The organism is Rhodococcus sp. 06-470-2 (assembly GCF_002258235.1).
Taxonomy (GTDB): domain Bacteria; phylum Actinomycetota; class Actinomycetes; order Mycobacteriales; family Mycobacteriaceae; genus Rhodococcoides.
Genome location: NZ_NOYB01000031.1, coordinates 242267 through 266872, shown reverse-complemented (window position 1 = coordinate 266872; position 24606 = coordinate 242267). Strand labels below are relative to the sequence as shown.

The following is a 24606-nucleotide window of genomic DNA, read 5'->3' as shown; positions in this document are numbered from 1 at the left end:
GGAAACGCCCGGTCCCATTCCGAACCCGGAAGCTAAGCCCTCCAGCGCCGATGGTACTGCACTCGACAGGGTGTGGGAGAGTAGGACACCGCCGAACACAATTTCCCAGAACACCCCCAGACCACCCGGTCCGGGGGTGTTCTGCATTTCGAAACCACAACCACAAAACACCACACCCGACACCACACCCACACCCACCCGTGCCGAGCTAGCCCGCACCCACAGGGGCAAACGCGCGCGCAATTGCCGTGCGCGCGCACAATCGCACCCCGACCGCTCCCCAATCTGCGCGCACCTGACAAATGCGCGCGCATTCGCGACGATCAGGGCCGAACCCGGATGCCGGCGCGCACACCGGCGGCCACCCGAGCGTCTCGGCACCCCGACTGCCGCCCCTCCTCGCACCCCCTCCGACAAACGCGCGCGCAGTCGCCATACGCGCGCACAATCGCACCCCAACCACCCACCAATCCCCGCACACCTGACAAATGCGCGCGCATTCGCGACGAGCGGGGTCGCGGCCTGAACTCGGGTGCGGGCAGACGACGCGCTGCGGACGGCGAATACGAGCGCAAAGGCGCGCGCATTCGCCGTCCGCGCGCACAATCGCACCCCAACCACCCACCAATCCCTGCGCAGCTGACGAACGCGCGCGCATTTGCGGAATGCGGTACCGACGCGACGGGCTGCGGCAACTGCAAGGACCGGTAATACGAGTCAGGCGTGCACGGCAGCAGGCTCGTCGGCGGTGACTTTCACATCCTTGGGGTTCGCGAGTACCGTCTCGGCGGATCGTCCTCGGAGCGTCACGCGATCGCCGAATTCCCAACGCTGCGCTTCGTCGTCCGAGGCGCCGTCCACGGCGGTCTTCGATGCGAGGATCGCTCCGGGGGAATTTTTCGCCAGCTCGGACAGGCGAGCGGCTTCGTTCACCGGGTCTCCGATGACCGTGTACTCGAATCGGGACTTCGCACCGACGTTGCCGGCGACAGCGCGTCCCGCCGCGACGCCGACCGCGGCGCTGCATTCGGGAACTTCGACCACGAGTCGTCGGGCAATTGCTCGTGCCGCAGCCAGCGCCGAGCCACAGTGGTCGGGAATTTCGTTGGGGGCTCCGAAGATGGCCAGAGCCGCGTCGCCCTCGAACTTGTTGATGAAGCCGCCGTGCTCGTCCACCTCGTCGACCACCACGGCGAAGAACCGGTTGAGCAGGTCCACGACCTCGGTAGGGGGTCGGGATGCTGCCAGCTCCGTCGATCCCACGAGGTCGATGAAGAACACGGCGATATCGCGTTCCTGTCCGCCGAGCTCGCTCTCGGACTGCAGGGCCTTCTCGGCGACCTCGTGTCCTACGTGTCTGCCGAAGAGGTCTCGAATCTTCTCCCGATCGCGCACTCCGTCGGCCATGCGGTTGAACCCACTCTGCAGCTCGCCGAGCTCGGTGCCGTCGTACACCGCAAGGCGGACATCCATGTTGCCCTTCTCCACCTCGGCCATGCCTGCCCGCACGTTGTTGATCGGGGACGTCGTCGCGAAACCACCGAGCACGGTCAGCGCAAGGCCGAAAACGATGGTGATTCCTCCGAGGGACAGGATGCAGACCGCGAGCTGTGTCGCTGTCGTTTCGGGGTTGATGAAACGGAAGATGGCGATGATCATCAATCCGCTGACCGGCACGCCGGTGCCCAACAGCCACGACAGAATCGATCGGCCCATGACTCCGGCAATACGGATTCGGCGAGGATCCCCGGCTTCGAGGGCGCGAGCAGCAGCGGGACGAAGCGCGAATTCACTGAGTAGGTAGCTGAACGCGCAGACGACGGTGCCACCTGCCGCGATCGTGAACGCAACCTTGGGAATCGACGCCGCGTCGATGATGCCGTCGATCGTGGTGAGCAGCAGCAAGGCTCCTATCCAGAGCAGAATCTGGATTCGAGTCAGACGCCACGGCATTGCGAGGGTCGCGACCTGCTCCTCGCGGCTGGGTTGACGGTCCTCGATTGCCCACCGCAGGCTTCGCAGAGCGTGCGTGGTGCCCCAGACAGCACCGACGACGAAAGCCACGAACACGTATACCGGGACGACGATGAAATTCACCCACCAGTACTGATCCGTTCGCAGAACGTCCGGTCCGGGCACCACTACGCTGATCAGAACCCCCACGATGACTGCACCGATGAGGTTCGACAGGATCAGAAACACCGTCAGCAACAGCTGGATTCGGATCCGTCGTCGACGCGGCGACTCGGAGGTGTCTCCGAGCAGTCGGGAGCCCAGGGGAGCGGCAGATCGTCTCAATTGCGGCATGGTCGTCACAGACTAACGGGGCTCCTGCCTTAAGGTGGTCGAGTGCGTCTAGTTATTGCTCGTTGCCAAGTCGACTACGTCGGCCGCCTCACCGCACATCTCCCGTCCGCTCGTCGCCTGCTACTCGTCAAGTCCGACGGATCGGTCAGCGTGCACGCGGACGACAGGGCCTACAAGCCGCTGAACTGGATGTCGCCGCCCTGCTGGACGGTAGAAACCACCGAGGGCGAGACGATCAAGTGGGTCGTCACCAACAAGGCCGGCGAAGAACTTCGTATCACCATCGATGACGTCGAACTCGACGCGAGCCACGAGTTGGGCATCGATCCCGGATTGGTGAAAGACGGTGTGGAGGCCCATCTTCAGGAGCTGCTGGCCGAGCATGTCAGTACCTTGGGTGACGGTTACACGCTCGTGCGGCGCGAGTACATGACGGCTATCGGACCGGTGGATCTGCTGTGCCGCAACGCTGATGGCGGAACCGTGGCGGTCGAGATCAAGCGACGTGGCGAGATCGACGGCGTCGAGCAGTTGACCCGGTACTTGGAGCTTCTCAACCGTGATCCGCTGCTGGCTCCGGTGAGCGGTGTCTTCGCTGCCCAGGTGATCAAGCCTCAGGCGAAGACGCTGGCCACCGATCGCGGCATTCGTTGTCTCACACTCGACTACGACGTCCTGCGCGGAACCGACAGCACCGAGTTCAGGCTTTTCTGACGACCGTCCGTGTCCGCCGGCGTGTTCTCTACACTGGACGGGTGCCCCGTCGTAATCAGCCCCGCAGAGCGAATCGGAGCGGCCCGAGTGTTCTCGGCCCGCCGACCGATTCCGTGCTGGGCGGCAATCGGGTCGAGGTCGGTCCGGACGGAGACACGTACACGACTCGGATGATCCCCGGTGCCAAGGCGGTCAAGACGTATCGCTGCCCCGGCTGCGATCACGAGGTGCGGCCGGGCGTCGCACACATCGTGGCGTGGCCGTCGGACGATTTCGGCGGTGCCGACAATCGTCGGCATTGGCACACCGGGTGTTGGTCCGGGCGAAACACGCGAGGCCTCACCCGTAGATGGTCGTAGCGGGGGAGGCCAGGCGCAGGATCAGCTGAATCAGGACGAGGAGTCGGCCGATTCCTTCTGTTCCTCGGCCTTCGCGGCCGCTTTCTCTTCTTCCTTCTTCAGGATGGCCGTCGGGTCGGGGTTGTCGAGCAGCTCGCTTTCGCGATTGACCGAGGCGAGCATCGCCGGAACCGAATCGAGCTGGCCCCGGATTCCGAGCAGCTGGGCCAGTACGCGGCTGCGCAGCACACGCAGCTCCTCGGCCAGTTCCTTGGAGTGCGCGATCCGCCTTTCGGCCTGTTCACTGGCGGACTGAAGCCGTCGAGCAGCCTCGGTCGTCGCCTCTTCGATGCGTCGGGCGGCATCGGCCTTGCTGGACGCCTCTAGTTCCTCGAGGGCCGTGAGCACCTTGGTTCGGCGCTCGGCCATCGTGATCTCGAAGTCTTCCTGAACCTTGGAGCGCTTGGCCTCGGATTCGGCGGCCAACTTGTCGCGCTCGGCCTGCGCGGCCTCGACCACTCGGGCCGCCTCCGTGCGCGCCTGAGCCATGGTCTGCTCATGTTCGGCTTCGAGTGCCGTTCGGCGCTCTTCGAGTTCGGCCACCAGTGACTCGTGCCGTCCGCGCAGTCGGGCACTCTCCTGCTGCGCAACGGAGATCATTTCCTCGGACTCCGAGTGCGCCTTGGCGCGTACCTCGGATGCCTCGTCCGAGGCCAACCGCAGCATGCGTGAGATTCGATCGCTCATCCCCTCCGCCGTGGTGGGCGGAACCGACAGGCGATCGATGTCCTTGCGCAGTTCGTCGATCTCGTCGCGGGCGTCGTCGAGCTGCTTGGCCAGATCACGAGCCTGCGCTGCGGCCGCGTCACGATCTGCGGTCGTCAGCCGTAGTTCGGCGTCGAATCGCTCGAAGTAGTTGGTGACTTCGTCGCGATCGAACCCTTTCCGGACGATGGAAAAGGGAAGTTGCACCGTGGAAGTGCGCTCATGATCGATGGCCATGGCCGTCAATTTACCGGTGAGTCAAGTAGAGGGCCATACGGTTCGCTCACCGAGTTCGCTCAGTGCGAATTGTGATCAGGTTCGACGAGTTCGATGAGCACTCCACCGGCGTCCTTGGGATGGACGAAGTTGATCCGAGAATCGGCGGTGCCGCGGCGCGGGGCGTCGTACAGCAACCGAACTCCGCGAGCGCGCAACTCGGTCGAGATCTCTTCGATGTCGGTGACGCGGTAGGCCAACTGCTGCAGTCCCGGGCCGTTGCGGCCGATGAACTTGGCGATGGTGGACGACTCGTCGATCGGTGCGAGCAACTGCAGTGCAGCGGACTTCTCCGTCGCTCCGGGGAAGGACAGCATCGCCTCGCGGACACCCTGTTCCTCGTTGATCTCCTCGTGCACGGCAATCATGCCGAGGTGGTCTGTGTACCAGGCGATCGCGGCATCGAGATCGGGCACCGCGACACCCACGTGGTCGATAGCCGTCACCAGGTCGGAGCGCAGCGGGGCTCCCGTGTAAGACTGCGTGCTGGAGGTCATGGCCATGACGTTAGCGCCAGCTGCGTTTCGGTGTTCCGCCCGGCCGGTATCGGAAGGGAGCGTCGGAGCGTTGATCTCGACAAGGCCGTCTTCATACTTTCGGAGGAAATCGTGACCACAACAGTCATCGTCGCCGGTGCTCGTACGCCCGTCGGGCGCTTCTCGGGTGCACTCAAGGACTTCTCGGGATCGGACCTCGGCGGTATCGCCATCAAGGGCGCACTCGAGAAGGCCGGTGTTGCTCCGGATCAGGTCGACTACGTCATCATGGGCCAGGTTCTCACCGCCGGTGCGGGCCAGATTCCAGCCCGTCAGGCTGCGGTTGCTGCTGGTATTCCGATGACCGTGCCTGCCCTGACGATCAACAAGGTGTGCCTGTCCGGAGTCGACGCCATCGCATTGGCCGACCAGCTGATTCGTGCCGGTGAATTCGAGATCGTCGTTGCCGGTGGCCAGGAGTCGATGACCCAGGCACCGCACATGCTCGAGAAGTCGCGCGCCGGGTTCAAGTACGGCGATGTCACAATGCGTGACCACCTCGCGTACGACGGTCTGTACGACATCTTCACCGATCAGGCCATGGGTGCGCTGACCGAGCAGCGCAACCAGAGCACCGAGGTCATCACTCGCGAGGAGCAGGACACCTTTGCCGCCGCGTCGCATCAGAAAGCCGCAGCAGCCTGGAAGAACGGCGTCTTCGACGATGAGGTGGTTCCGGTCTCGATCCCGCAGCGCAAGGGTGAGCCGATTCAGTTCACCGCAGACGAAGGCATCCGCGCCGACACCACCGTCGACTCCCTCGGCAAGCTTCGCCCCGCATTCGACAAGGCCGGCACCGTGACCGCCGGATCGGCGTCACAGATTTCCGACGGTGCCGCCGCCGTCGTGGTGATGAGCAAGGAGAAGGCGGAGTCGCTCGGTCTGACCTGGCTCGCCGAGATCGGTGCCCACGGAGTGGTCGCCGGTCCCGACTCCACACTGCAGTCACAGCCGGCTCGCGCGATCGTCAAGGCATGCGAGAAGGACGGCATCGACCCGAAGGATCTCGACGTCGTCGAGATCAACGAGGCGTTCGCAGCGGTCGGAATCGCGTCGACGCGTGAGCTGGGCATCGATCCCGAGATCGTGAATGTCAACGGCGGAGCGATCTCGATCGGGCATCCCCTCGGCATGTCGGGAGCTCGCATCGCACTGCATCTGGCACTCGAGCTGCAGCGACGCGGCGGCGGAGTGGGCGCGGCCGCCCTGTGCGGCGGCGGTGGACAGGGCGACGCCCTCATCGTTCGAGTCCCGAAGCAGTAGGCGCGTGGTGGCTCTGGCGCGGGACTGAGACCAGAGCCACTACGTTCCGTCGTAGCAAACCGGGCACAATAGCGGGTATGACCAACTTCTTCGACCTGAGCAGTACAGCCAAACGCTTCCGCTTCGTCGCTGTGCTCGAAGCGTTCACCTGGCTGGGTCTGCTGATCGGAATGGCGTTCAAGTACATCCCTGCCGATGGCAACGAAATCGGCGTGAAGATCTTCGGGCCCATCCACGGCGGCGTGTTCGTCGTGTATCTGGCCGTCGCCGTGTTGACGGCGGTCAAGCTCAAATGGGACATCAAGGCGACCCTGCTGGCGCTCGTCGCGGCGTTCCCCCCGTTCGGCACCGTGATCTTCGAGATCTGGGCCGCGCGCACCGGCCGTCTCGCCGAGTTGAGCACCGGCAGGCCCGCAGCCGATGCCAAGGTTCTGTCCTGACCGACCTGCACCGCCCGCCAGTGGATGACGCATCGCGTTAGTGACAAACTGTAGGGCGTGACTCGACCCGGTTCCCGTCCTCCCGTCCGCCCGTCAGCTGTTGTTCCCGCATCCATTGCCGGTGCCGTCGACCTGTCCGTTCTCAAGGACCGTCCGGCACCTGCACCTGCGGCCGAATCCGCGGGCGACGCGGGAGGACTGGCACCGATCGTGGACGTGACCGCGGCTACGTTCGAGGCCGAGGTGCTGCAGCGGTCCACGCAGGTACCGGTGATCGTCGACCTGGGTTCGGCGCGTTCGCCGCAGTCCCAGGCATTGACGCGTCAGCTCGGGCAGCTGGCCGTGGAGGCGGCGGGTACGTGGGTTCTCGCCCGAGTCGACGTCGATTCCAATCCGCAGATCGCGCAGGCGTTCGGTGTAAAAGCCATTCCGACGGTGGTTGCCGTCGCAGCCGGTCAGCCGTTGGCCGACTTCGAGGGAACACAGTCGGACGAGCAGCTGCGTCAGTGGCTACAGGCCGTCGAACAGGCGACTGCGGGAAAGCTCACCGGGCCTCCCGGGGCGGCCGCTGCAGAACCGGAACCCGAGATCGAGGACCCCAGAATCGTCGCCGCCGAAGAGGCCATCGACGAGGGTGATTTCGTGAAGGCAGAAGCTGCCTACCAGGCGATCATCGACGCCGAACCGAAGAACACCGAGGCCGTCGCCGCACTGCGTCAGGTCAAATTCCTTGCGCGTGTGCAGAATCTGGCACCGGACGCGATTGCACTCGCCGACGCCGACGCCGGAAACGTTCAGGCTCGGATCGATGCCGCAGACGCCGAGATGGCCGGTCAACAACCGGATCAGGCTTTTGCGCGGTTGATCGACGGTATCAAGATCAGCGCCGGCGACGACCGAACTGCGCTGCGCACCCGTCTGCTCGAGCTGTTCGAGTTGTTCGATTCGGCCGATCCGCTGGTCGTTTCTGCGCGACGCAAGCTTGCGTCGGCCCTGTACTGACAGCGGTACTCAGCTGTAGCGTGCGTCGCACCGTTCCTTGCCGCCGAGAACTCCCGACCGGAAGGCATCGACTCGGGAGAAGCCGGACGGCAGGGTCGTACCGTTGACGTCGCTGGCGGCGAGGCCGTCACTGAGCAGTCCGGACACGGCCTCGTCGAGATCGCCGGGGGAGAGCCAGACTTCGAGGTCCGTCGTTCCGCTCTCGAGGCTCATCGCCGAGGTGATCACTCCGGACAGACAGGCCGATCGCAGGGCGGCCTGCGGATCGTCGAGCGACTGACCTGCTTCCCTCTGCACCGCGAGCGTGTAGCGCGAGGCGAACAGCACGTAGGCGCTGTAGTCGCCGGAAACGTTGAGCGGCAGGATGTCTTCGCGTCGGGGTGTCTCGGGCTGTCCGACTTCGGCCAGGTCCTCGACGTCGACACCGATGGTGTTGGTCGACGGGCAGTACGACACCGGCGCGGTGGGCTCGGCGTCGGAGCATCCGGTGTCCGAACCGGAATAGTCGATGTTCGGTGGAACGGCGACGGGCAGCACGGTTTCGAAGGACCGAGTGAAGGCTCCGAGGGTGTCCTCGGTGACCGGTAGCTCACCGGAGTCGTCCGGGTCGCTGAACTTCTGCGGCAACGATGCTCGACGCGAATCGATCTCGGCCTCGTCGATACCGGTGCAGATTGCCGCGCCGTTGATGAAGCCGAGCTGCACTGCGGTGACGCGCTCGAAGGCAGAGCCGTGTACCGATTCCGGATCGTTGGGGTCGACGTCGCGCACGGCGACTGTCGCGGCGAGAACGCCGTTGAGTCCGTCCGAGGTGTTGATGGTGAAGTGCGGTGCATCGTCTTCGGCGACGTGGCGGATGAACGCGCCGGCGAAGCAGTCGGCCTGTTGCTCGGCAACGATGGTCGGGGTGTCGTCGCCGACGAGGCCCGATTGATGCTGAATGGCGTGGCCGTATTCGTGGGCGATCACCATGACCACCGACATCGGTCCGAACGCGTCGACTAGAGCCGGGAGCAGAATGGTGCGATCCCACCCGATCGAGTCGTCGCGAGTGCAGTAGGCGGCGTTGGGAATACCGCCGGTGCGGTCTCCGCAGAATCTGATGCCCGATCCCTCGTCCTCGGACGCGTCCCACGAGACGACCTTCGAGACCGGGGTGAACGAGCCCTTGAACAAGTTGGGGTACTGCTCGGCCCAGAACTGCTGGATGTCGTCGATCGCGTTCGTACCGAGAATGTCCGAGTCGGTGCCCTCGGCGTTCTCCACGGTGATCGTCGAATCGGGGACACCGGGACGGGGCCCGCTCGGCCCGTTCGTGACCGGAAGTCCGGCGACGGTGAACGGGTTCTCGTAGATCGATACCGCGTTTCCGCTGACGGTCTGTGCGCACGAGGTCAGCAGGAGCAGCCCTGCAGTGGCGGCCGCGGCCAGAAGTCGGGGTGTGCGGCCGCCACTCATCTATCGCTCCAGTTTTATCCAGATCGCCCCGTTGGCAGGAAGGGCGACCTGGCCTGACGCCGGTCGACCGTGCCACGAGTGCGATGTAGCCGTCACTTCACCCAGGTTGCCCACGCCGGAGCCCCCGTACTCCGTTGCATCGGTGTTGAGGATCTCGATCCAGCGGCCGGGTTCCGGTAGTCCCACACGATAGCTGCCGTGCTCGTTTCCGGAGAAGTTGAAAATACACGCGATGACCGAACCGTCGGATCCGTACCGCAGAAAGCTCAGCACGTTGTTCTCGGTGTCGTTGGCGTCGATCCACGAGTATCCACTCGGCGAGGTGTCGAGCGTCCACAGTGCCGGATGGGTCTTGTACGTCGAGTTCAGATCGGACACAAGGGTTTTCACGCCATTGTGCAGAGGTTCCTCGTCGATCTGATACCAGTCGAGGCCGCGTTCCTCGGACCACTCACGGGTCTGCCCGAACTCCTGTCCCATGAACAGCAGTTGCTTACCGGGGTGCGCCCACATGTAGGCGAGCATTCCGCGCAGCCCTGCTGCCTTGGCGTAGTCGTCTCCGGGCATCCGAGTCCACAGAGTGCCCTTGCCGTGTACCACCTCGTCGTGGCTGATGGGGAGCAGGTAGTTCTCACTCCACGCATAGACCAGGGAGAAGGTGATCTCGTGGTGGTGGTAGCTGCGGTGGATGGGGTCACGCCCGAGGAAGCCAAGGGTGTCGTGCATCCAGCCCATGTTCCACTTCATGTTGAACCCGAGTCCGCCGACGTTCGTCGGGCGGGTGACGCCGGGCCATGCGGTCGACTCCTCTGCCACCGTGACGACACCGCGGTGCTTCTTGTGCACCGTCGCGTTCATCTCCTGCAGGAAGGTCACGGCCTCGAGGTTCTCGCGGCCGCCGTAGATGTTCGGCGACCAGCCGCCCTCGGGACGGGAGTAGTCCAGGTACAGCATCGACGCCACGGCGTCGACGCGCAGTCCGTCGATGTGGAACTCGTCGATCCAGTACAGCGCGTTCGCGACCAGGAAGTTGCGAACCTCGCGCCGCCCGAAGTCGAAGACCAAAGTGCCCCAGTCGAGTTGCTCGCCGCGCTGCGGGTCACCGTGCTCGTAGAGCGGGCCACCGTCGAACCGAGCCAGGGCCCATTCGTCCTTGGGGAAGTGGGCGGGAACCCAGTCGACGATGACACCGATTCCGGCACTGTGGAGGTGGTCGACGAAGTAGCGGAAATCGTCGGGGCTGCCGAAGCGAGAGGTCGGTGCGTAGTACGAGGTCACCTGGTATCCCCAGGACCCGCCGAACGGGTGCTCGGCGACCGGGAGCAGCTCCACGTGGGTGAAGCCGGTTTCGGTGACGTATTCGGCCAACTGCTCGGCGAGTTGGCGGTACCCCAGTCCCGGCCGCCAGGACGCCAGGTGGATCTCGTAGACGCTCATCGGTGCCTGCGTCGGCTCGATGCCGGCCCTCGTATCGAGCCAGGACTCGTCGTTCCAGGTGTACGAGGATGCGGTTACCACCGAGGCCGTCGACGGTGGAACCTCGGTGGCGAAGGCCATCGGGTCGGCCTTGTCCTTGACCGAGCCGTCGGAGCCGTGAACGCGGAACTTGTACAGTGCGCCCGGCGCGATGTCGGGAGCGAAGATCTCCCACACTCCGGTCGAGCCCAGTACGCGCATCGGCCATGTGCGCCCGGTCCAGCCGTCGAAATCGCCGACCAGCGTGACGCCCTGGGCTGCGGGTGCCCAGACCGCGAACGACGTGCCGGTGACGGGGCCGTCCGGTGTCGCGTACGACTGTTGGTGCGCGCCCAGAATGTCCCACAGACGCTCGTGTCTGCCCTCACCGAACAGGTGCAGATCGAGTTCGCCGAGAGTGGGCAGGAAGCGGTATCCGTCGGCGGATTCGGAGACGTGTCCACCGGGCCACGTCACCACGAGGCGGTAGTCGATCAGGTCCTCGAACGGGAGAAGGGCAGAAAAGACTCCGTGCGCGACGTGGGTCAGCTCGTGGTCGACGCCACCGATGCGGGCGACGACCTTCTCGGCGTCGGGCTTGAGGGCCCGGATCGCGGTTCCGCCCGGCACCGGGTGGGCACCGAGGACGGAATGCGGGTTGTAGTGCCGCCCTGCAGCGATGAGTTCGAGATCGTTGTCGGGCGGGGCTGCGACGGTGTCTTCGGGCGTCGTCGGATTCTCGGTCACGTTGAATCCCTTCACTTTCGGTTGCCGCGGTAGGCCAGTTCGATTCGTGCCGGGTACGGGATGTGGGGGAGCGTGAAGATGTGCGCCACCGACGTCCAGGGCTCGAGCCGAACGAAATTGGTGTGGCCCCAGTCGTAGTGAACGCCGCTCACTTCGTCCTTGATCGTGAGGGTGTCCTGCCAGTCGTGACCGAGGGCGGGCATGTCCAGGTGGATCGTGCCTTCCTCGGCTCCGAAGGGATTCAGGTTGATCACCACCAGGATCGAGTCACCGGTCTGCGGGTCGAACTTGGAGTATCCGATCAGCGCTTCGTTGTCGATGGTGTGGAAGTGGATGTTGCGGAGCTGCTGCAGCGCCGGATGCGCACGCCTGATCGCGTTCAGCGTGGTGATCCACGGCTCGAGCGACTCGCCGCGGGCGAGTGCACCCTCGAAGTCGCGCGGACGCAGCTGGTACTTCTCCGAGTCCAGGTACTCCTCGCTGCCCTCTCGCACGGCTTGGTGCTCGAACAGCTCGTAGCCCGAGTAGACGCCCCAGGTGGGAGCCATCGTCGCCGCGAGAGCTGCTCGGAGAGCGAACATTCCGGGCCCGCCGTGCTGCAGGCTCTCGTGCAGGATGTCCGGGGTGTTGACGAACAGGTTCGGCCGCGCGTCATCGGCGCGTCGAGCGTGTTCCTCGGCGAACTCGGTGAGCTCCCATTTCGCGGTACGCCACGTGAAGTAGGTGTACGACTGCGTGAAACCGCGCTGCGCCAACCCGTACATACGCACCGGGCGGGTGAACGCCTCGGCCAGGAACAGCACGTCCGGGTCGGTCTTCTTCACCTCGGCGATCAGCCATTCCCAGAAGTCCGGCGGCTTGGTGTGTGGATTGTCGACTCGGAAGACCTTGACGCCCAGCGAAATCCAGTATCGGACCACGCGGAGCACCTCCTCGTAGATGCCGCGTCGGTCGTTGTCGAAGTTGACCGGGTAGATGTCCTGGTACTTCTTCGGAGGGTTCTCGGCGTAGGCGATGGTGCCGTCCGGAAGCACGGTGAACCACTCGGAATGTGTTGCAGCCCAGGGATGATCGGGAGCAGCCTGAAGAGCGAGATCGAGCGCCACTTCCAGGTTGTGTTCCTGCGCGGCGGCGACGAACGCGCGGAAGTCGTCCTCGGTGCCCAGTTCGGGATGGATGGCGTCGTGCCCGCCGTCCTTCGAGCCGATGGCCCACGGCGACCCGACGTCCTCGGGACCGGGCGTCAGCGTGTTGTTCGGGCCCTTGCGGTTGATGGTGCCGATCGGGTGGATGGGCGGCAGGTAGACGATGTCGAATCCCATCCGCTCGATGCGGGGCAACTGCTCGATCGACGTCGCGAACGTGCCGTGCCGAGGCGAACCGTCCTCGTTCCACCCACCGGTCGACCGGGGGAAGAACTCGTACCACGCACCGTTGAGCGCGAGATTGCGATCGACCCACACGTTGACCGCACGAGATCGAGTCACCAATTCGCGCAGCGGATGCGCGAACAGCAGTTCGGCGACCGCCGGCGCGAACGCCGAGGACACGCGAGCCGGCAACGGGCGGTCGGTATCGCGCAGCGCGGCGGCGACATCGGCCAGCATCTGCCTGCTCTCGGCCGGAACTCCGGTGGCGGCCCGCAGGAACAACCGGGCCCCGATCTCGAGGTCGTTGGCGAGTTCGTGGGCACTCTGGCCCACTCCGAGCTTGGCTTCGACGGCGTGACGCCAGGTGCTGATCGGATCGCTCCACGCTTCGATGCGGCAGATCCAGTAACCCGGCCGAGAGGGGACGAACACCGCGTCGAACGTGTCGGGTTCGCGGCCCGGTGTCATCGGGATGCGTTCGAGTTTGCCTCCAGGCCCGCGCACCGACAGTGTCGCGGCCACCGCATCGTGACCCTCGCGCCAGACGTCGGCGGAGACTGGAAACGTCTCGCCCACCACCGCTTTCGCGGGGTACTTCCCGGTCGTCGTATCTGGAAGGACATTGTCGATACCAAGTCGACCTGTCACTTCACACTCCATTCTTCGCTAGAGGTATGGCTGCGCGGGCGCAACCTCTGATCGAACCGATATTGGTGTGCTTCTACTCGTCAACCGTAGTGCAGCAATGCAGATGGCGCGTGCGCCGACGCATACTGCCCGCGGTGGGCACTACATCTCGGATTTCGTCCAAGCCGCCCATCGACACAGGTGTGCGTGGGTAGGGTTCGACCCTGTGAAAGCTTTGCGTCGATTCACCGTCCGAGCCCACCTTCCCGCCCGCCTGAATGCCCTCGCCGAGCTCTCGACAAACCTCAGGTGGTCGTGGCACCCGTCGACGCAGGATCTGTTCGAGCACATCGATCCACTGTTGTGGACCGAGCTCGAGCGCGATCCGGTGGCCGTATTGGGAGCCGTCGCACCTGCGCGTCTCGAGGAACTCGCGGCCGACGAGCACTTCCTGGCCGAGTTGGACGCCGCCGAGGCCGATCTCCACGACTACCTCGCTCGACCGCTCTGGTACCAGAACGAGCTGGCCGAGGGGCGTGCTCTGCCGTCGGGCATCGGGTATTTCTCGATGGAGTTCGGTGTCACCGAGGTCCTGCCGAACTACTCCGGCGGGCTCGGAATCCTCGCCGGCGACCACCTCAAGGCTGCCTCGGACCTGGGACTGCCGTTGATCGGTGTCGGGCTGCTCTACCGCTCGGGCTACTTCCGTCAGTCGCTGACGGCCGACGGCTGGCAGGCCGAACGCTATCCGTCCCTCGACCCGCACGGTCTGCCACTGCGGTTGCTCACCGACGACGGCGACTCTCCGGTGCTGATCCACGTCTCGATGCCCGGATCTCGGGTGCTGCGAGCGCGGGTGTGGATCGCCCAGGTGGGACGCGTCCCGCTGCTGCTGCTCGATTCCGATATCGCCGACAACGACCCGGAGCTGCGCGGGGTCACCGACCGGTTGTACGGCGGCGACCAGGATCACCGCATCAAGCAGGAGATACTCGCCGGTATCGGCGGAGTCAGGGCGATCCGGGCCTACACCCGTGCGCACGGACTGCCCGATCCCGAGGTGTTCCACATGAACGAGGGCCACGCCGGATTCCTCGGCGTCGAACGGATATGCGAACTCGTCACCGCGGGAACACTGGACTTCGATGCAGCGCTGGCGGCGGTGCGAGCGGGCACCGTCTTCACCACCCACACCCCGGTCCCCGCCGGAATCGACCGGTTTCCGGCCGATCTGGTGCGGCACTACTTCGCAAGTGCGGACGGCGGCGCGGACTCGGCGCTGCTGCCGGGGTTGCCGATGGATCGAATTCTCGCCCTCGGCGGCGAAGCCGACGCCTCGGTGTTCAACATGGCGCACATGGGACTGCGTCTGGGGCAACGTGCCAACGGGGTGTCGAAGTTGCACGGCATCGTCAGCCGCGAGATGTTCAACGACCTGTGGCCGGGATTCGACGCATCCGAGGTGCCGATCGGATCGGTCACCAACGGCGTCCACGCTCCGACGTGGTCCGCCCGGGAATGGGCGGAGTCGGGGCCGATGTCCTCGGACGAGGTGTGGTCCACGCGCAACGCTCTGCGGGCGCAATTGGTGGACGAGGTGCGTTGTCGGGTGCGGCGCTCGGCCCTCGAACGTGGCTCGACCGAGGCCGAGATCAGTTGGACAGCAAACGTTTTCGATCCCAATATTCTCACCGTCGGATTTGCTCGACGAGTGCCGACGTACAAGCGCCTGACCCTGATGCTCCGCGAACCCGAGCGACTGCGCGCCATGTTGCTCGATCCGGTTCGCCCGGTCCAGTTGGTGGTCGCGGGCAAGTCGCACCCCGCCGACGACGGCGGAAAGGCGCTGATCCAGCAGATCGTCAGATTCGCCGACCAGGCCGACGTACGGCACCGCATCGTGTTCCTGCCCGACTACGACATGTCCATGGCTCGATTCCTGTACTGGGGATGCGACGTGTGGCTGAACAATCCGTTGCGACCGCTCGAAGCCTGCGGTACCTCGGGCATGAAGTCCGCGCTCAACGGCGGCCTGAACCTGTCGATCCGCGACGGGTGGTGGGACGAGATGTACGACGGGGAGAACGGCTGGGCGATCCCCACCGCGGACGGCGTCACCGACGACAATCGGCGGGACGATCTCGAAGCCGCTGCTCTGTACGAACTGCTCGAACAGGCGGTACTACCCAAGTTCTACGACCGCGGTGACGACGGCGTACCGAGTCGCTGGATCGAAATGGTGCGGCACACCCTCGAGCACCTGGGCCCGAAAGTGCTGGCGTCGAGAATGGTTCAGGACTACACGCTGGGTTACTACGCCCCCGCTGCCGAGTCCGCCCGCGCGGCTTCGGCCGAGAACAACCGCGGTGCCTCGGATGTCGCGTTGTACCGCCGTCGCGTCGAACAGGCGTGGAGCGCAGTCAAAGTCACCCGGGTCGACAGTGACGGTCTGCCGGACACCCCGGTGATCGGCGCGGATCTCTCGCTGCGCGCCGACGTCGATCTCGGCGGACTCGACCCGTCGGACGTCGTGGTGCAGGCGGTCGTGGGACGCGTCGACGAGGAGGAGAACCTCACCGACATCCGCACGACGGCCATGACGCACGTGGGTACCGAGGGTGGTGAGCACATCTACGCGGGCGAGACGCTGCTGCCGCACAGCGGCGCAGTGGGATACACGGTGCGGGTGCTACCTCACCACCACGGTCTCGCCTCGGATGCCGAGCTCGGTCTGGTGGCGACTCCGTAGCCGGGCGCGTTACTTTCCGGCCAGCCGGGTGAGCGCCTTGCGCACTACCTCCGGATCCGAGGTCTCCCAGAACGGCGGCAGCGAGGCGCGTAGGTAGCCGCCGTAGCGGGCAGTGGCAAGTCGTGAATCGAGAACGGCGACAACACCTTTGTCGTCGACGCTGCGGAGCAGTCGGCCGACGCCCTGCGCCAGGAGCAGGGCTGCGTGGTTGGCGGCGACCGCGAGAAAGCCGTTGCCGCCCCGGGATTCGACGGCCTGCTGCCGGGCGACCAACAGCGGATCGTCGGGCCGCGGGAACGGAATGCGGTCCAGGATCACCAGGCTCAGCGATGGGCCGGGGACGTCGACGCCCTGCCACAGCGACAGCGTCCCGAACAGGGAAGTGGCCTCGTCGTCGGCGAACTTCTGGACCAGTGCGCCGGTGGAGTCGTCGCCCTGGCACAGAATCGGGGTGTCGAGGCGCTCGCGCATTTCCTCGGCGGCGGCTTTCGCGGCCCGCATGGACGAGAAGAGTCCGAGCGTGCGACCACCGGCGGCGCTGACCAGCGACTCGATCTCGTCCAGAGAGGACTTCGAGAGGCCGTCGCGTCCGGGCGGAGACAGATGCTTGGCGATGTACATGATGCCTGCCCGGGCATGGTCGAACGGCGAGCCGACGTCGAGCGAATTCCACCGGATCGACCCGGTGTCGGACGGCGGTTCCACACCCGACGCCATCGCGGTGTCACTGCGCGAGGGCTTCTCTGCAGGCAGGCCCCAATTGACGGCCAACCCGTCGAACGATCCGCCGACGGTCAAGGTCGCGGAGGTGAGCACCACGGTGGACTCGGCGAACAGGCGAGCCCGCAGCAGTCCGCCCACCGACAGCGGCGCGATACGGACCGTGCGTTTGACGTTGCCGCGAAAGTCGTCGACGGCATGCCAGACGACGTCCTTGCGCTTGGCCGGATCTGGTTCGTCGAACGCCGTGAGGACACGAACCGCGCTGTCGTGAACCTCGTCGACCGCGACCAGAGCCGCGCTGCGAGCTGCGGCAGCCTCGGGATCGCTCGCTGCCATGCCCTGCTTGTTGGGGCCGATCGCGGTGCGCACCGCCCAGGCTGCATCACGAATCGAAGCGAGTGCTGGGCCGACGCCGTCGGGTAGGGACTGCCACCGGCTCGGCGGAAGCTCGTCCAGAATCGCGGCCCAGTTCTCGGCGGCACCCTCGAGCTGATCGACCGTCTCCTCTTCGATCAATTTGGCGCTCCGCCGAGCCGCGGCGGTGACGGTTGCGGCCGACAGCTCCTCCGTGGCCACACCGGTCACCCGGTCGACCAGTTCGTGGGCCTCGTCGACGACCACGACGTCGTGCTCGGGCAGGATCTGGATTCCGGTGATCGCATCGATCGCGAGCAGCGCGTGATTGGTCACCACGACGTCAACCTGGGCGGCCTCGGTGCGGGCGCGTTCGGCGAAGCAGTCCTCGCCGACGGGGCAGCGGGACTTGCCCAGGCATTCGCGGGCGGTAACGCTGACCTGCCGCCAGGCCTGATCGCTGACCCCGGGCACGACATCGTCGCGGTCGCCGGTCTCGGTCTCGGACGACCACTTGGTCAGCCGTACCACCTCGCGGCCCATGCGTGAGACGGCGAAGGGGTCGAACAGTTCCGCATCCGGGGCCTCCTGCGCAGCACCGGTGTGGATCTTGTTCATGCACAGATAGTTGTTGCGGCCCTTGAGGATTGCGAATTTCGGTCTACGGCCGACAGCCTCGGTCAGGGCGTCGGACAGGCGCGGGAGATCGCGGTCGACCAGCTGCCGTTGCAGCGCGATGGTGGCCGTGGAGACGATGACGGTCCTGCCCGATTCCACAGCGTGCCGGATGCTGGGAACGAGGTAGGCAAGAGACTTGCCGGTTCCGGTGCCTGCCTGCACCGCCAGATGCTCACCGGTGTCGATCGAGTGCGCCACCGCCGAGGCCATCGTCAGCTGATTGCTGCGCTCCTTGCCGCCGAGCGAGTGCACCGCGACCTGCAGGAGAGCGGGAACGGTTGGCAACTCGGTCTTCGACGGCACCGAAGCAGACTACTGCCGATCGCCCACTCGCTTCGGTACCGACACCGCTGTCACCCCTCGACGAAGCGCGTGGGTATGGCCGGTTCGCCCTGAGACAGTTTCAGACCCTCCCACGGGAGGCTGACGAGGCGTCGGGCCAGCAGGTCACGGCCGTCGGCGAGCGTGGGGAGGTCGGCGACTCGTTCTCCGCCGCGGACCAACGGCGTGGTCAACGTCTCCACCGTCAGATCGCTCTCGACGGTCGGCGGAGCGTCGAACGGGTGGACGATCTCCTCGACTGCGGTGCCGGTGCTCCGCGCGGTGCGCAGCGCCGCTTTGGTACCGCCGCGCGATTCCTTGTGACTGCTGCGCTTGGCGACGGGGATTCCGTCGACGGTGACCAGTTTGTAGACCATGCCCGCAGTCGGGGCACCGGAACCGGTCACCAGAGACGTTCCGACGCCGTAGGAGTCGACCGGCTCGGCCCGCAGCGCGGCGATGGCGTACTCGTCGAGGTCGCCCGAGACGACGATCCTGGTCTTCGGCGCTCCCAGGGCGTCCAGTTGGTCGCGGACCTGGCGCGCGAGCACGCCAAGGTCGCCGGAGTCGATGCGCACACCGCCGAGTTCGGGCCCGGCGACCTCGATGGCGTTGGCGACACCCTGGGTGATGTCGTAGGTGTCGACGAGCAGGGTGGTGGCCACTCCGAGAGCGCGTATCTGAGCCGCGAATGCGGACCGTTCGTCGGGGCCGTCGGCGGTGGTGTGCAGCAATGTGAAGGCATGCGCCGACGTGCCCGCGCCTGGAACGCCGTGCCTGCGGACGGCTTCGAGGTTGGACGTCGCAGTGAATCCCGCGAGGTACGCCGCGCGCGAGGCGGCGACGGCGGCTTCCTCATGGGTGCGACGCGATCCCATCTCGATGATCGGACGGGACTTCGCGGACGCCACCATCCGTGCTGCCGCGGATGCGATCGCACTGTCGTGATTGAGGATGGAGAGCACGAGCGTTTCGAGGACGACGCACTCGGCGAAGGTGCCGCGAACGGTCAGAACGGGAGAGCCCGGGAAGTACAGCTCACCCTCGCGGTAGCCGTCGATGTCGCCGGTGAAGCGGTAGTTACGCAGCCATTCGACGGTCTCGGCGTCGAGGAATTCGGCGACGATCCGCAACTCCTCCTGGCCGAAGCGGAAACGTGCAATCGCATCGAGGATGCGTCCGGTGCCCGCGACGACTCCGTATCGGCGACCGCCGGGCAACCTGCGCGCGAACACCTCGAAGCTGCAGATTCGATCTGCGTAACCGCTGGCCAGGGCCGCCGACAGCATCGTGTACTCGTACTGATCGGTCAGCAGTGCTGTGCTGGCACCGTCGCCGGGATTCGCGTGATCTGTGGTCGCATCGTTGCTCACCTCGCCCACACTACGAGCGAAGGGGCGAGCGTGGGACGCTGGCCCGATACGCCGTACCCTGTTGGGCATGCCTTGGTTGACGGTGGATGGATCGCTTCTGCCCGTGGACGGCTTCTCGGCAGGGGACGTCGTCGCCGCGTCTCCGCAAGCGGTCCCGGCACAGACCGAGGCCGTCGCGGCCGACGAAGCGCACGACACCCCCTGGGTCACCATCGTCTGGGACGATCCGGTCAACCTGATGCACTACGTCACCTATGTGTTCCAGAAGCTGTTCGGCTACAGCAAGGCCAAGGCCACCGAGCTGATGATGCAGGTGCACTCCGAGGGCAAGGCCGTGGTGTCGAGCGGAGAGCGCGACGCGATGGAGAACGATGTTCGACGGCTGCACGCGGCCGGTCTGTGGGCCACCATGCAGCAGGACAAGTAACCAGCTCACCACCTCTTCGTCAGTGAAGGACATCAGCAACAGTGCGCACGTGGACGAGACGGAATTCGTTGTCCGGGGTCAAGATAAAATCCGAGATCGATGCGCGTGAGGCTGCCGTGCTTCGGTCTCTCGTCGGCTCGGTTCTCGGCTTGCTGCGTGACCGTTCCGCCGCCGCTCCCACCGACGAGCTCGCAGCGCTGACCGGTCTGCGGACCGGCCACAACAGTCCGCCCGAGGATGCCGCGCTGGCCCGGCTGCTGCCGGACTTCCATCGCGCCGATCCCGACCGCGACGAGGAGGATCCGACCGATCTCAACGGGGCTCTCCGAGGACTTCACGAGCCCGAGATCATCGACGAGAAATTGGCTGCCGGATCGATGATCCTGGCCACTGTTCCCGAGTCGGGTGGCAAGATCGTGCTGACCCAGGAGCAGGCGGACGCATGGTTGACCGGCCTCAACGACGTGAGGCTGGCGCTCGGCACCACGCTGGGGATCAGCGCGGACACACCCGACGTCCTCGACGAGGGTGATCCTCGCGCTCCGCATCTCGACGTGTATCACTGGCTGACCTGGATGCAGGATTCTCTCGTGCAGGTCCTCATTCCCTAGGACGCGCGCGTGACCGCTGCATTCCAGACACCCGGACCACGGGACAGCCTGACCGATGTGACAGGTCTGCTGGTCGGCCATCATCACGACCTCGACGACGACGCCACGATGGGGTCCGGTTCGGCGACCGGCTGCACCGTCGTACGTGCTCTCGGAGGTGCCACGGCCGCGGTCGACGTTCGCGGCGGGGGGCCGGGAACGCGCGAGACCGATCTGCTCGATCCGAGCCATTCCGTGCAGCACGTCAACGCGATCCTGCTGACCGCGGGCAGTGCATACGGGCTCGCGGCCGCGGACGGCGTCATGCGGTGGCTGGAAGAGCACGGCCAGGGTATTCCGATGGGCAGTCCCGATCACGTCGTTCCGATCGTGCCGGCCGCAGTGATCTTCGATCTTCCGGTGGGCGACTGGGCGGCGCGTCCGACGGCGGAGTTCGGTTACCTCGCTGCCGCAGCAGCAGCAGCCGAATTCGAGACCGGATCGGTCGGAGCTGGAGTCGGTGCTCGCGCCGGAGTGCTCAAGGGCGGCGTCGGTACCGCCAGCACGGTGATCGAGGGTGGCCCTGCCGACGGAGTCACCGTGGCGGCACTGATGGTGGCCAATCCGGTGGGGGCCGTGTTCGATCCGCGCACGGGGCTGTTGTGGGGAACCGGCACGCTCGGGCCCGCGGCGTTCGGTATGCGCAAGCCCGATGTGAACCAGCTGTGGGCCGCGCTCGCCCTCGAACCCAAGGGCACCGCGCTCAACACCACGATCGGTGTTGTCGCCACCGATGCTGCGCTGTCGTCGGCGTCGTGCAAGAGGATTGCCGTCGCCGGTCACGACGGTCTGGCGCGTGCCGTTCGACCGGCACATTCCCCACTCGACGGCGACACGATCTTCGCCGTGTCCACCGGCACCAGACCCGTCGGCCCGGAGTCCTCGGTACCCGCCGCGTTCTCGGTGGAACTTCCGGTACTGGCCGCGGTCACCGAGGCCGCGGCGATCGTCGTCGAGCGCGCCATCGTCCGGGCCCTGCTCGACGCCACCTCGGTGGCCGGCATTCCTACGTATCGCCAGATCTTCACGTCCGCGTTCGGTGGCTCGGGAGTCTGAGGGACGCGGGCCTGTCACCTCTGTTCGGTACCGTGGTGGGACCGAATTCGGAGGCGATCATGAGCGAGATCAGTAACCGTCCTGCCCAGCGTGAGCGGCCGGTCTGGATGCAGGCCGCCATGCTGGTGGGAGCATTCACGGTGCTGCTGTGGGTCATCGAGTTCATCGATGTGGCCAGCGGATCGAGACTCGAACGCAACGGTATCGAGCCGCGCTCGGTCGAGGGGTTGTGGGGCATTCTGTTCGCGCCCGTGCTGCACGACGACTGGCAGCATCTGATCGCCAACACCGTGCCCATCGTCGTACTCGGGTTTCTGGTGCTGCTGTCCGGACCGGCGCGTGGGCTGGCGGCCACCGGGGTCATCTGGGTGGTCGGTGGGTTCGGTACCTGGCTCACGGCCTCTTCGTACACCAATACGATCGGTGCCTCGATCCTGATTTTCGGCTTCATCGCCTACCTGCTCGTCCGCGGCTTCTTCACCCGCAGACTCGGCCAACTCGCGATCGGCGTCGTGGTGTTCGTCCTGTACGGCAGCGCCCTGTGGGGCATCCTTCCGAGCGAGCCGAACGTCTCGTGGCAGGGACATCTGTTCGGCGCGGTGGGCGGAGTGGTTGCCGCTCGACTGTTGTCCGCCGATGCGCGGGCCGAGCGGGCGCGGATGAAGTCGCTCGACCGGCCCACTCCGTAGGCGCTGGGTAACTACGGACACAGCTGTCGCCTGCGGTGAATTTCGCCGACTCGCGCTGTGAATACTGCCCGAACGTTTCGAGCGATGCGCTCGGCGTGGCAGCATGGCTTTCATGCGAATTACCGTCCTGGGATGTTCGGGCAGTGTGTCCGGACCCGATTCGCCCGCGTCGGGCTACTTGCTGGAAGAAGAGGAGACCTCCCCGGTCGTCCTCGACTTCGGTCCCGGCATCCTCGGGGCATTGCAGCGCTACGCCGATCCGGGAGATGTGAGTGTTCTGCTCTCACATCTGCATGCCGATCACTGCCTCGACGTTCCGGGGCTGCTGGTGTGGCGGCGCTACCATCCCACTCCGCCGGAGGGACGAGCGATCGTCTACGGACCGAAGGACACGGCGTTCCGGCTCGGCGTCGCCTCGGCCGAGTGCGGTGGGCAGATCGACGACATGTCGGACACCATCGACCTGCGTCGCTGGGTGGACGGCCGCACCGTGGAGTTCGGAAAGTTGTCGATTCTGGCTCGGCAGGTGTTCCATCCGCCGGAGTCCTACGGCATGCGTGTCACCACCGCGCAAGGCCGCACGTTCGCGTACAGCGGAGACACGGGAATGTGCCAGGCGGTGCGAGAACTGGCGGACGGAGCCGACGTGTTCCTGTGCGAGGCGTCCTGGACCGACAGTCCCGAGCGGCCGGAGGGAGTGCACCTGTCCGGAACCGAGGCCGGCCGAATCGCGCGAGATGCAGGGGTGGGGGAGCTGCTGCTCACGCATATTCCGCCGTGGACCTCACGGGAGGATGTCATCGCCGAGGCGAAGGCAGAGTTCAGCGGACCGGTGCACGCGGTACTGCCAGGGGACGTCTTCACCGTCTGACGACGCGCTAGGCTTCGAGTCGTGTCCAGACGAGAAGACGGCAGGGCGGACGACGAGCTCCGCACCATCAAGATCACCCGCGGATTCACCAGCCACCCGGCAGGGTCGGTGCTGGTCGAGTTCGGCAACACCAGGGTGATGTGCACGGCCAGTGTCGAGGAGGGTGTGCCGCGCTGGCGAAAGGGATCCGGTCTCGGCTGGCTCACTGCCGAATACGCGATGCTCCCCGCTGCAACCCACACCCGTAACGGCCGCGAGTCCGTCAAGGGCAAGGTCGGCGGCCGCACCCAGGAAATCTCTCGATTGGTCGGACGCTCACTGCGAGCATGCATCGATCTCGCTGCGATCGGCGAGAACACCATCGCCCTCGACTGCGATGTACTCCAAGCCGACGGTGGTACCCGCACCGCGGCTGTGACCGGCGCGTTCGTCGCTCTCAACGACGCAGTCACCTATCTGCGCGCCGCGGGACGACTGGCCGATCCGCAGCCGATCTCGTGCATGATCGCCGCGGTCAGCGTCGGCGTCGTCGACGGCCGAGTGCGCCTCGATCTGCCCTACGAAGAAGATTCGCGCGCCGAGGTCGACATGAACGTCGTCGCCACCGACACCGGCACGCTGGTGGAAATCCAGGGAACCGGGGAGGGCGCGACGTTCCCGCGCACCACACTCGACAAGTTGCTCGACTCCGCGTTCGTCGGTATCGAGAAATTGTTCGAGGTGCAGAAGGAAGCTTTGGCGTTGCCGTATCCCTGCGAACTGCCCGAGCCTGCAGCCGCGGAATCGAAGAAGAAGTTCGGTGCCTGAGTCGAAGCTTCTGGTAGCGAGCCGGAACGCGAAGAAATTGCGCGAACTCCGGCGGGTGCTCGACGCCGCCGGAGTGGCCGGAATCGAACTGGTGGGCCTGGACGAGGTGCCGCCGTTCCCGGAGGCTCCCGAGACCGGAGCGACCTTCGAGGAGAATGCGCTCGCCAAGGCGCGTGACGGCGCGGCGGCCACCGGAATGCCTTGTGTGGCAGACGATTCCGGGATCGAGATCGATGCCCTGAACGCGATGCCCGGGGTGCTCTCGGCGCGCTGGTCCGGTACGCACGGGCAGGACGAGGCCAACACCGCACTGGTTCTGGCGCAGTTGAGTGACACCCCGGACGAGCGTCGCGGAGCCGCATTCGTCTCGGCGTGTGCCCTGGTGATTCCGGGCGGCACCGAGACGGTGGTCCGGGGCGAATGGCGCGGGGTAGTGGGCCGAGAGCCAATGGGGGAGAACGGCTTCGGCTACGACCCCATCTTCGTGCCCGAGGGCGACGGCCGCAGCGCCGCGCAGCTGAGCCCGGAGGAGAAGGACGCCGCCTCGCATCGTGGTCGCGCGCTTCGCATGCTCGTTCCGAGCCTCGGCGAGCTGGCGAGGCGGTAGCTC

Annotated in this window: 21 protein-coding genes and 1 rRNA gene; 14 read left to right on the top strand and 8 right to left on the bottom strand. The window is 65.8% G+C overall.

Features of this window, described 5'->3' with window-relative positions; all coding sequences use genetic code 11:
• Nucleotides 1-97 (top strand): 5S ribosomal RNA (rrf, locus tag CH276_RS15755); the annotation flags it as partial.
• A gap of 620 nt (nucleotides 98-717) precedes the next feature.
• Here the strand turns inward: rrf and CH276_RS15750 are convergent.
• Nucleotides 718-2307, bottom strand: a complete 1590-nt coding sequence (locus CH276_RS15750; protein WP_032394816.1) for an adenylate/guanylate cyclase domain-containing protein — start codon at nucleotides 2305-2307, stop codon at nucleotides 718-720.
• A gap of 42 nt (nucleotides 2308-2349) precedes the next feature.
• On the opposite strand from CH276_RS15750, the gene nucS reads away from it, so the two are divergent.
• Nucleotides 2350-3021: an endonuclease NucS gene (gene nucS / locus CH276_RS15745; protein WP_094631386.1), complete on the top strand. Its 672-nt coding sequence runs from the start codon at nucleotides 2350-2352 to the stop codon at nucleotides 3019-3021.
• Between the two features lie 41 nt (nucleotides 3022-3062).
• Nucleotides 3063-3380: a hypothetical protein gene (locus CH276_RS15740; RefSeq protein WP_045194504.1), complete on the top strand. Its 318-nt coding sequence runs from the start codon at nucleotides 3063-3065 to the stop codon at nucleotides 3378-3380.
• Between the two features lie 30 nt (nucleotides 3381-3410).
• Here the strand turns inward: CH276_RS15740 and CH276_RS15735 are convergent, their stop codons facing one another.
• Nucleotides 3411-4361: a hypothetical protein gene (locus CH276_RS15735; protein WP_094631385.1), complete on the bottom strand. Its 951-nt coding sequence runs from the start codon at nucleotides 4359-4361 to the stop codon at nucleotides 3411-3413.
• A gap of 59 nt (nucleotides 4362-4420) precedes the next feature.
• Nucleotides 4421-4903 (bottom strand): methylmalonyl-CoA epimerase, encoded by a 483-nt coding sequence (gene mce, locus CH276_RS15730; protein WP_373453929.1) that lies wholly within the window; start codon nucleotides 4901-4903, stop codon nucleotides 4421-4423.
• Between the two features lie 105 nt (nucleotides 4904-5008).
• Between mce and CH276_RS15725 the strand changes: the two genes are divergently transcribed.
• The 3 genes from CH276_RS15725 to CH276_RS15715 all read left to right on the top strand — a co-directional run bounded on the left by CH276_RS15725 (nucleotide 5009) and on the right by CH276_RS15715 (nucleotide 7641).
• Nucleotides 5009-6199: an acetyl-CoA C-acetyltransferase gene (locus CH276_RS15725; protein ID WP_032394813.1), complete on the top strand. Its 1191-nt coding sequence runs from the start codon at nucleotides 5009-5011 to the stop codon at nucleotides 6197-6199.
• A 68-nt stretch (nucleotides 6200-6267) separates the two neighbouring features.
• A complete protein-coding gene (locus CH276_RS15720; RefSeq protein WP_176459279.1) occupies nucleotides 6268-6639 on the top strand; it encodes a DUF3817 domain-containing protein in 372 nt (123 codons plus the stop codon).
• 114 nt (nucleotides 6640-6753) lie between these two features.
• Nucleotides 6754-7641 (top strand): tetratricopeptide repeat protein, encoded by an 888-nt coding sequence (locus tag CH276_RS15715; protein ID WP_094631397.1) that lies wholly within the window; start codon nucleotides 6754-6756, stop codon nucleotides 7639-7641.
• Between the two features lie 9 nt (nucleotides 7642-7650).
• Here CH276_RS15715 and CH276_RS15710 read toward each other — a convergent pair whose 3' ends face one another.
• Genes CH276_RS15710 through CH276_RS15700 form a run of 3 tightly spaced genes read right to left on the bottom strand, consistent with a single transcriptional unit; the run spans nucleotide 7651 to nucleotide 13319 of the window.
• The gene (locus CH276_RS15710; protein WP_094631383.1) at nucleotides 7651-9099 is read right to left on the bottom strand and encodes a metallopeptidase; all 1449 of its coding nucleotides are present in this window, start codon (nucleotides 9097-9099) and stop codon (nucleotides 7651-7653) included.
• Nucleotides 9100-11301 (bottom strand): 1,4-alpha-glucan branching protein GlgB, encoded by a 2202-nt coding sequence (glgB, locus tag CH276_RS15705; protein ID WP_094631396.1) that lies wholly within the window; start codon nucleotides 11299-11301, stop codon nucleotides 9100-9102. It abuts the gene before it with no gap.
• An 11-nt stretch (nucleotides 11302-11312) separates the two neighbouring features.
• Nucleotides 11313-13319 carry an alpha-1,4-glucan--maltose-1-phosphate maltosyltransferase gene (locus tag CH276_RS15700; protein ID WP_032394666.1) on the bottom strand — a complete coding sequence of 669 codons (2007 nt, stop codon included), beginning with the start codon at nucleotides 13317-13319 and terminating at the stop codon, nucleotides 11313-11315.
• Nucleotides 13320-13524: 205 nt separating this feature from the next.
• Between CH276_RS15700 and glgP the strand changes: the two genes are divergently transcribed.
• Nucleotides 13525-16047 carry an alpha-glucan family phosphorylase gene (glgP, locus tag CH276_RS15695; protein WP_094631382.1) on the top strand — a complete coding sequence of 841 codons (2523 nt, stop codon included), beginning with the start codon at nucleotides 13525-13527 and terminating at the stop codon, nucleotides 16045-16047.
• Nucleotides 16048-16056: 9 nt separating this feature from the next.
• Here the strand turns inward: glgP and CH276_RS15690 are convergent, their stop codons facing one another.
• A complete protein-coding gene (locus CH276_RS15690; RefSeq protein ID WP_032394664.1) occupies nucleotides 16057-18105 on the bottom strand; it encodes an ATP-dependent DNA helicase in 2049 nt (682 codons plus the stop codon).
• Between the two features lie 50 nt (nucleotides 18106-18155).
• Complete coding sequence (locus tag CH276_RS15685) at nucleotides 18156-19505, bottom strand: nicotinate phosphoribosyltransferase (RefSeq protein WP_045194510.1); 1350 nt, start codon at nucleotides 19503-19505, stop codon at nucleotides 18156-18158.
• 58 nt (nucleotides 19506-19563) lie between these two features.
• On the opposite strand from CH276_RS15685, the gene clpS reads away from it, so the two are divergent.
• The 7 genes from clpS to rdgB all read left to right on the top strand — a co-directional run bounded on the left by clpS (nucleotide 19564) and on the right by rdgB (nucleotide 24603).
• Nucleotides 19564-19923: an ATP-dependent Clp protease adapter ClpS gene (gene clpS / locus CH276_RS15680; RefSeq protein WP_176459275.1), complete on the top strand. Its 360-nt coding sequence runs from the start codon at nucleotides 19564-19566 to the stop codon at nucleotides 19921-19923.
• Between the two features lie 41 nt (nucleotides 19924-19964).
• Nucleotides 19965-20534, top strand: a complete 570-nt coding sequence (gene aosR, locus CH276_RS15675) for an oxidative stress transcriptional regulator AosR (RefSeq protein ID WP_032394662.1) — start codon at nucleotides 19965-19967, stop codon at nucleotides 20532-20534.
• 9 nt (nucleotides 20535-20543) lie between these two features.
• Entirely contained in the window at nucleotides 20544-21629 is a 1086-nt protein-coding gene (locus CH276_RS15670; protein WP_094631381.1) for a P1 family peptidase, read from the top strand.
• 59 nt (nucleotides 21630-21688) lie between these two features.
• Nucleotides 21689-22318, top strand: coding sequence for a rhomboid family intramembrane serine protease (locus tag CH276_RS15665; protein ID WP_094631395.1), 630 nt, complete (start codon nucleotides 21689-21691; stop codon nucleotides 22316-22318).
• Between the two features lie 112 nt (nucleotides 22319-22430).
• Complete coding sequence (locus tag CH276_RS15660) at nucleotides 22431-23189, top strand: cyclic nucleotide-degrading phosphodiesterase (protein ID WP_176459274.1); 759 nt, start codon at nucleotides 22431-22433, stop codon at nucleotides 23187-23189.
• 21 nt (nucleotides 23190-23210) lie between these two features.
• Entirely contained in the window at nucleotides 23211-23996 is a 786-nt protein-coding gene (gene rph / locus CH276_RS15655; protein WP_094631380.1) for a ribonuclease PH, read from the top strand.
• Nucleotides 23989-24603: an RdgB/HAM1 family non-canonical purine NTP pyrophosphatase gene (gene rdgB / locus CH276_RS15650; protein ID WP_094631379.1), complete on the top strand. Its 615-nt coding sequence runs from the start codon at nucleotides 23989-23991 to the stop codon at nucleotides 24601-24603. The genes rph and rdgB overlap by 8 nt, the downstream gene beginning before the upstream one ends.
• The last annotated feature ends 3 nt before the right edge of the window (nucleotides 24604-24606 follow it).

Bases quoted from the DNA above. Each gene is read 5' to 3' on its own strand.
- CH276_RS15750 (WP_032394816.1), bottom strand. From the start codon at position 2,307: ATGCCGCAATTGAGACGATCTGCCGCTCCCCTGGGCTCCCGACTGCTC.
- CH276_RS15735 (WP_094631385.1), bottom strand. From the start codon at position 4,361: ATGGCCATCGATCATGAGCGCACTTCCACGGTGCAACTTCCCTTTTCC.
- mce (WP_373453929.1), bottom strand. From the start codon at position 4,903: ATGGCCATGACCTCCAGCACGCAGTCTTACACGGGAGCCCCGCTGCGC.
- CH276_RS15710 (WP_094631383.1), bottom strand. From the start codon at position 9,099: ATGAGTGGCGGCCGCACACCCCGACTTCTGGCCGCGGCCGCCACTGCA.
- clpS (WP_176459275.1), top strand. From the start codon at position 19,564: ATGCCTTGGTTGACGGTGGATGGATCGCTTCTGCCCGTGGACGGCTTC.
- CH276_RS15665 (WP_094631395.1), top strand. From the start codon at position 21,689: ATGAGCGAGATCAGTAACCGTCCTGCCCAGCGTGAGCGGCCGGTCTGG.
- CH276_RS15660 (WP_176459274.1), top strand. From the start codon at position 22,431: ATGCGAATTACCGTCCTGGGATGTTCGGGCAGTGTGTCCGGACCCGAT.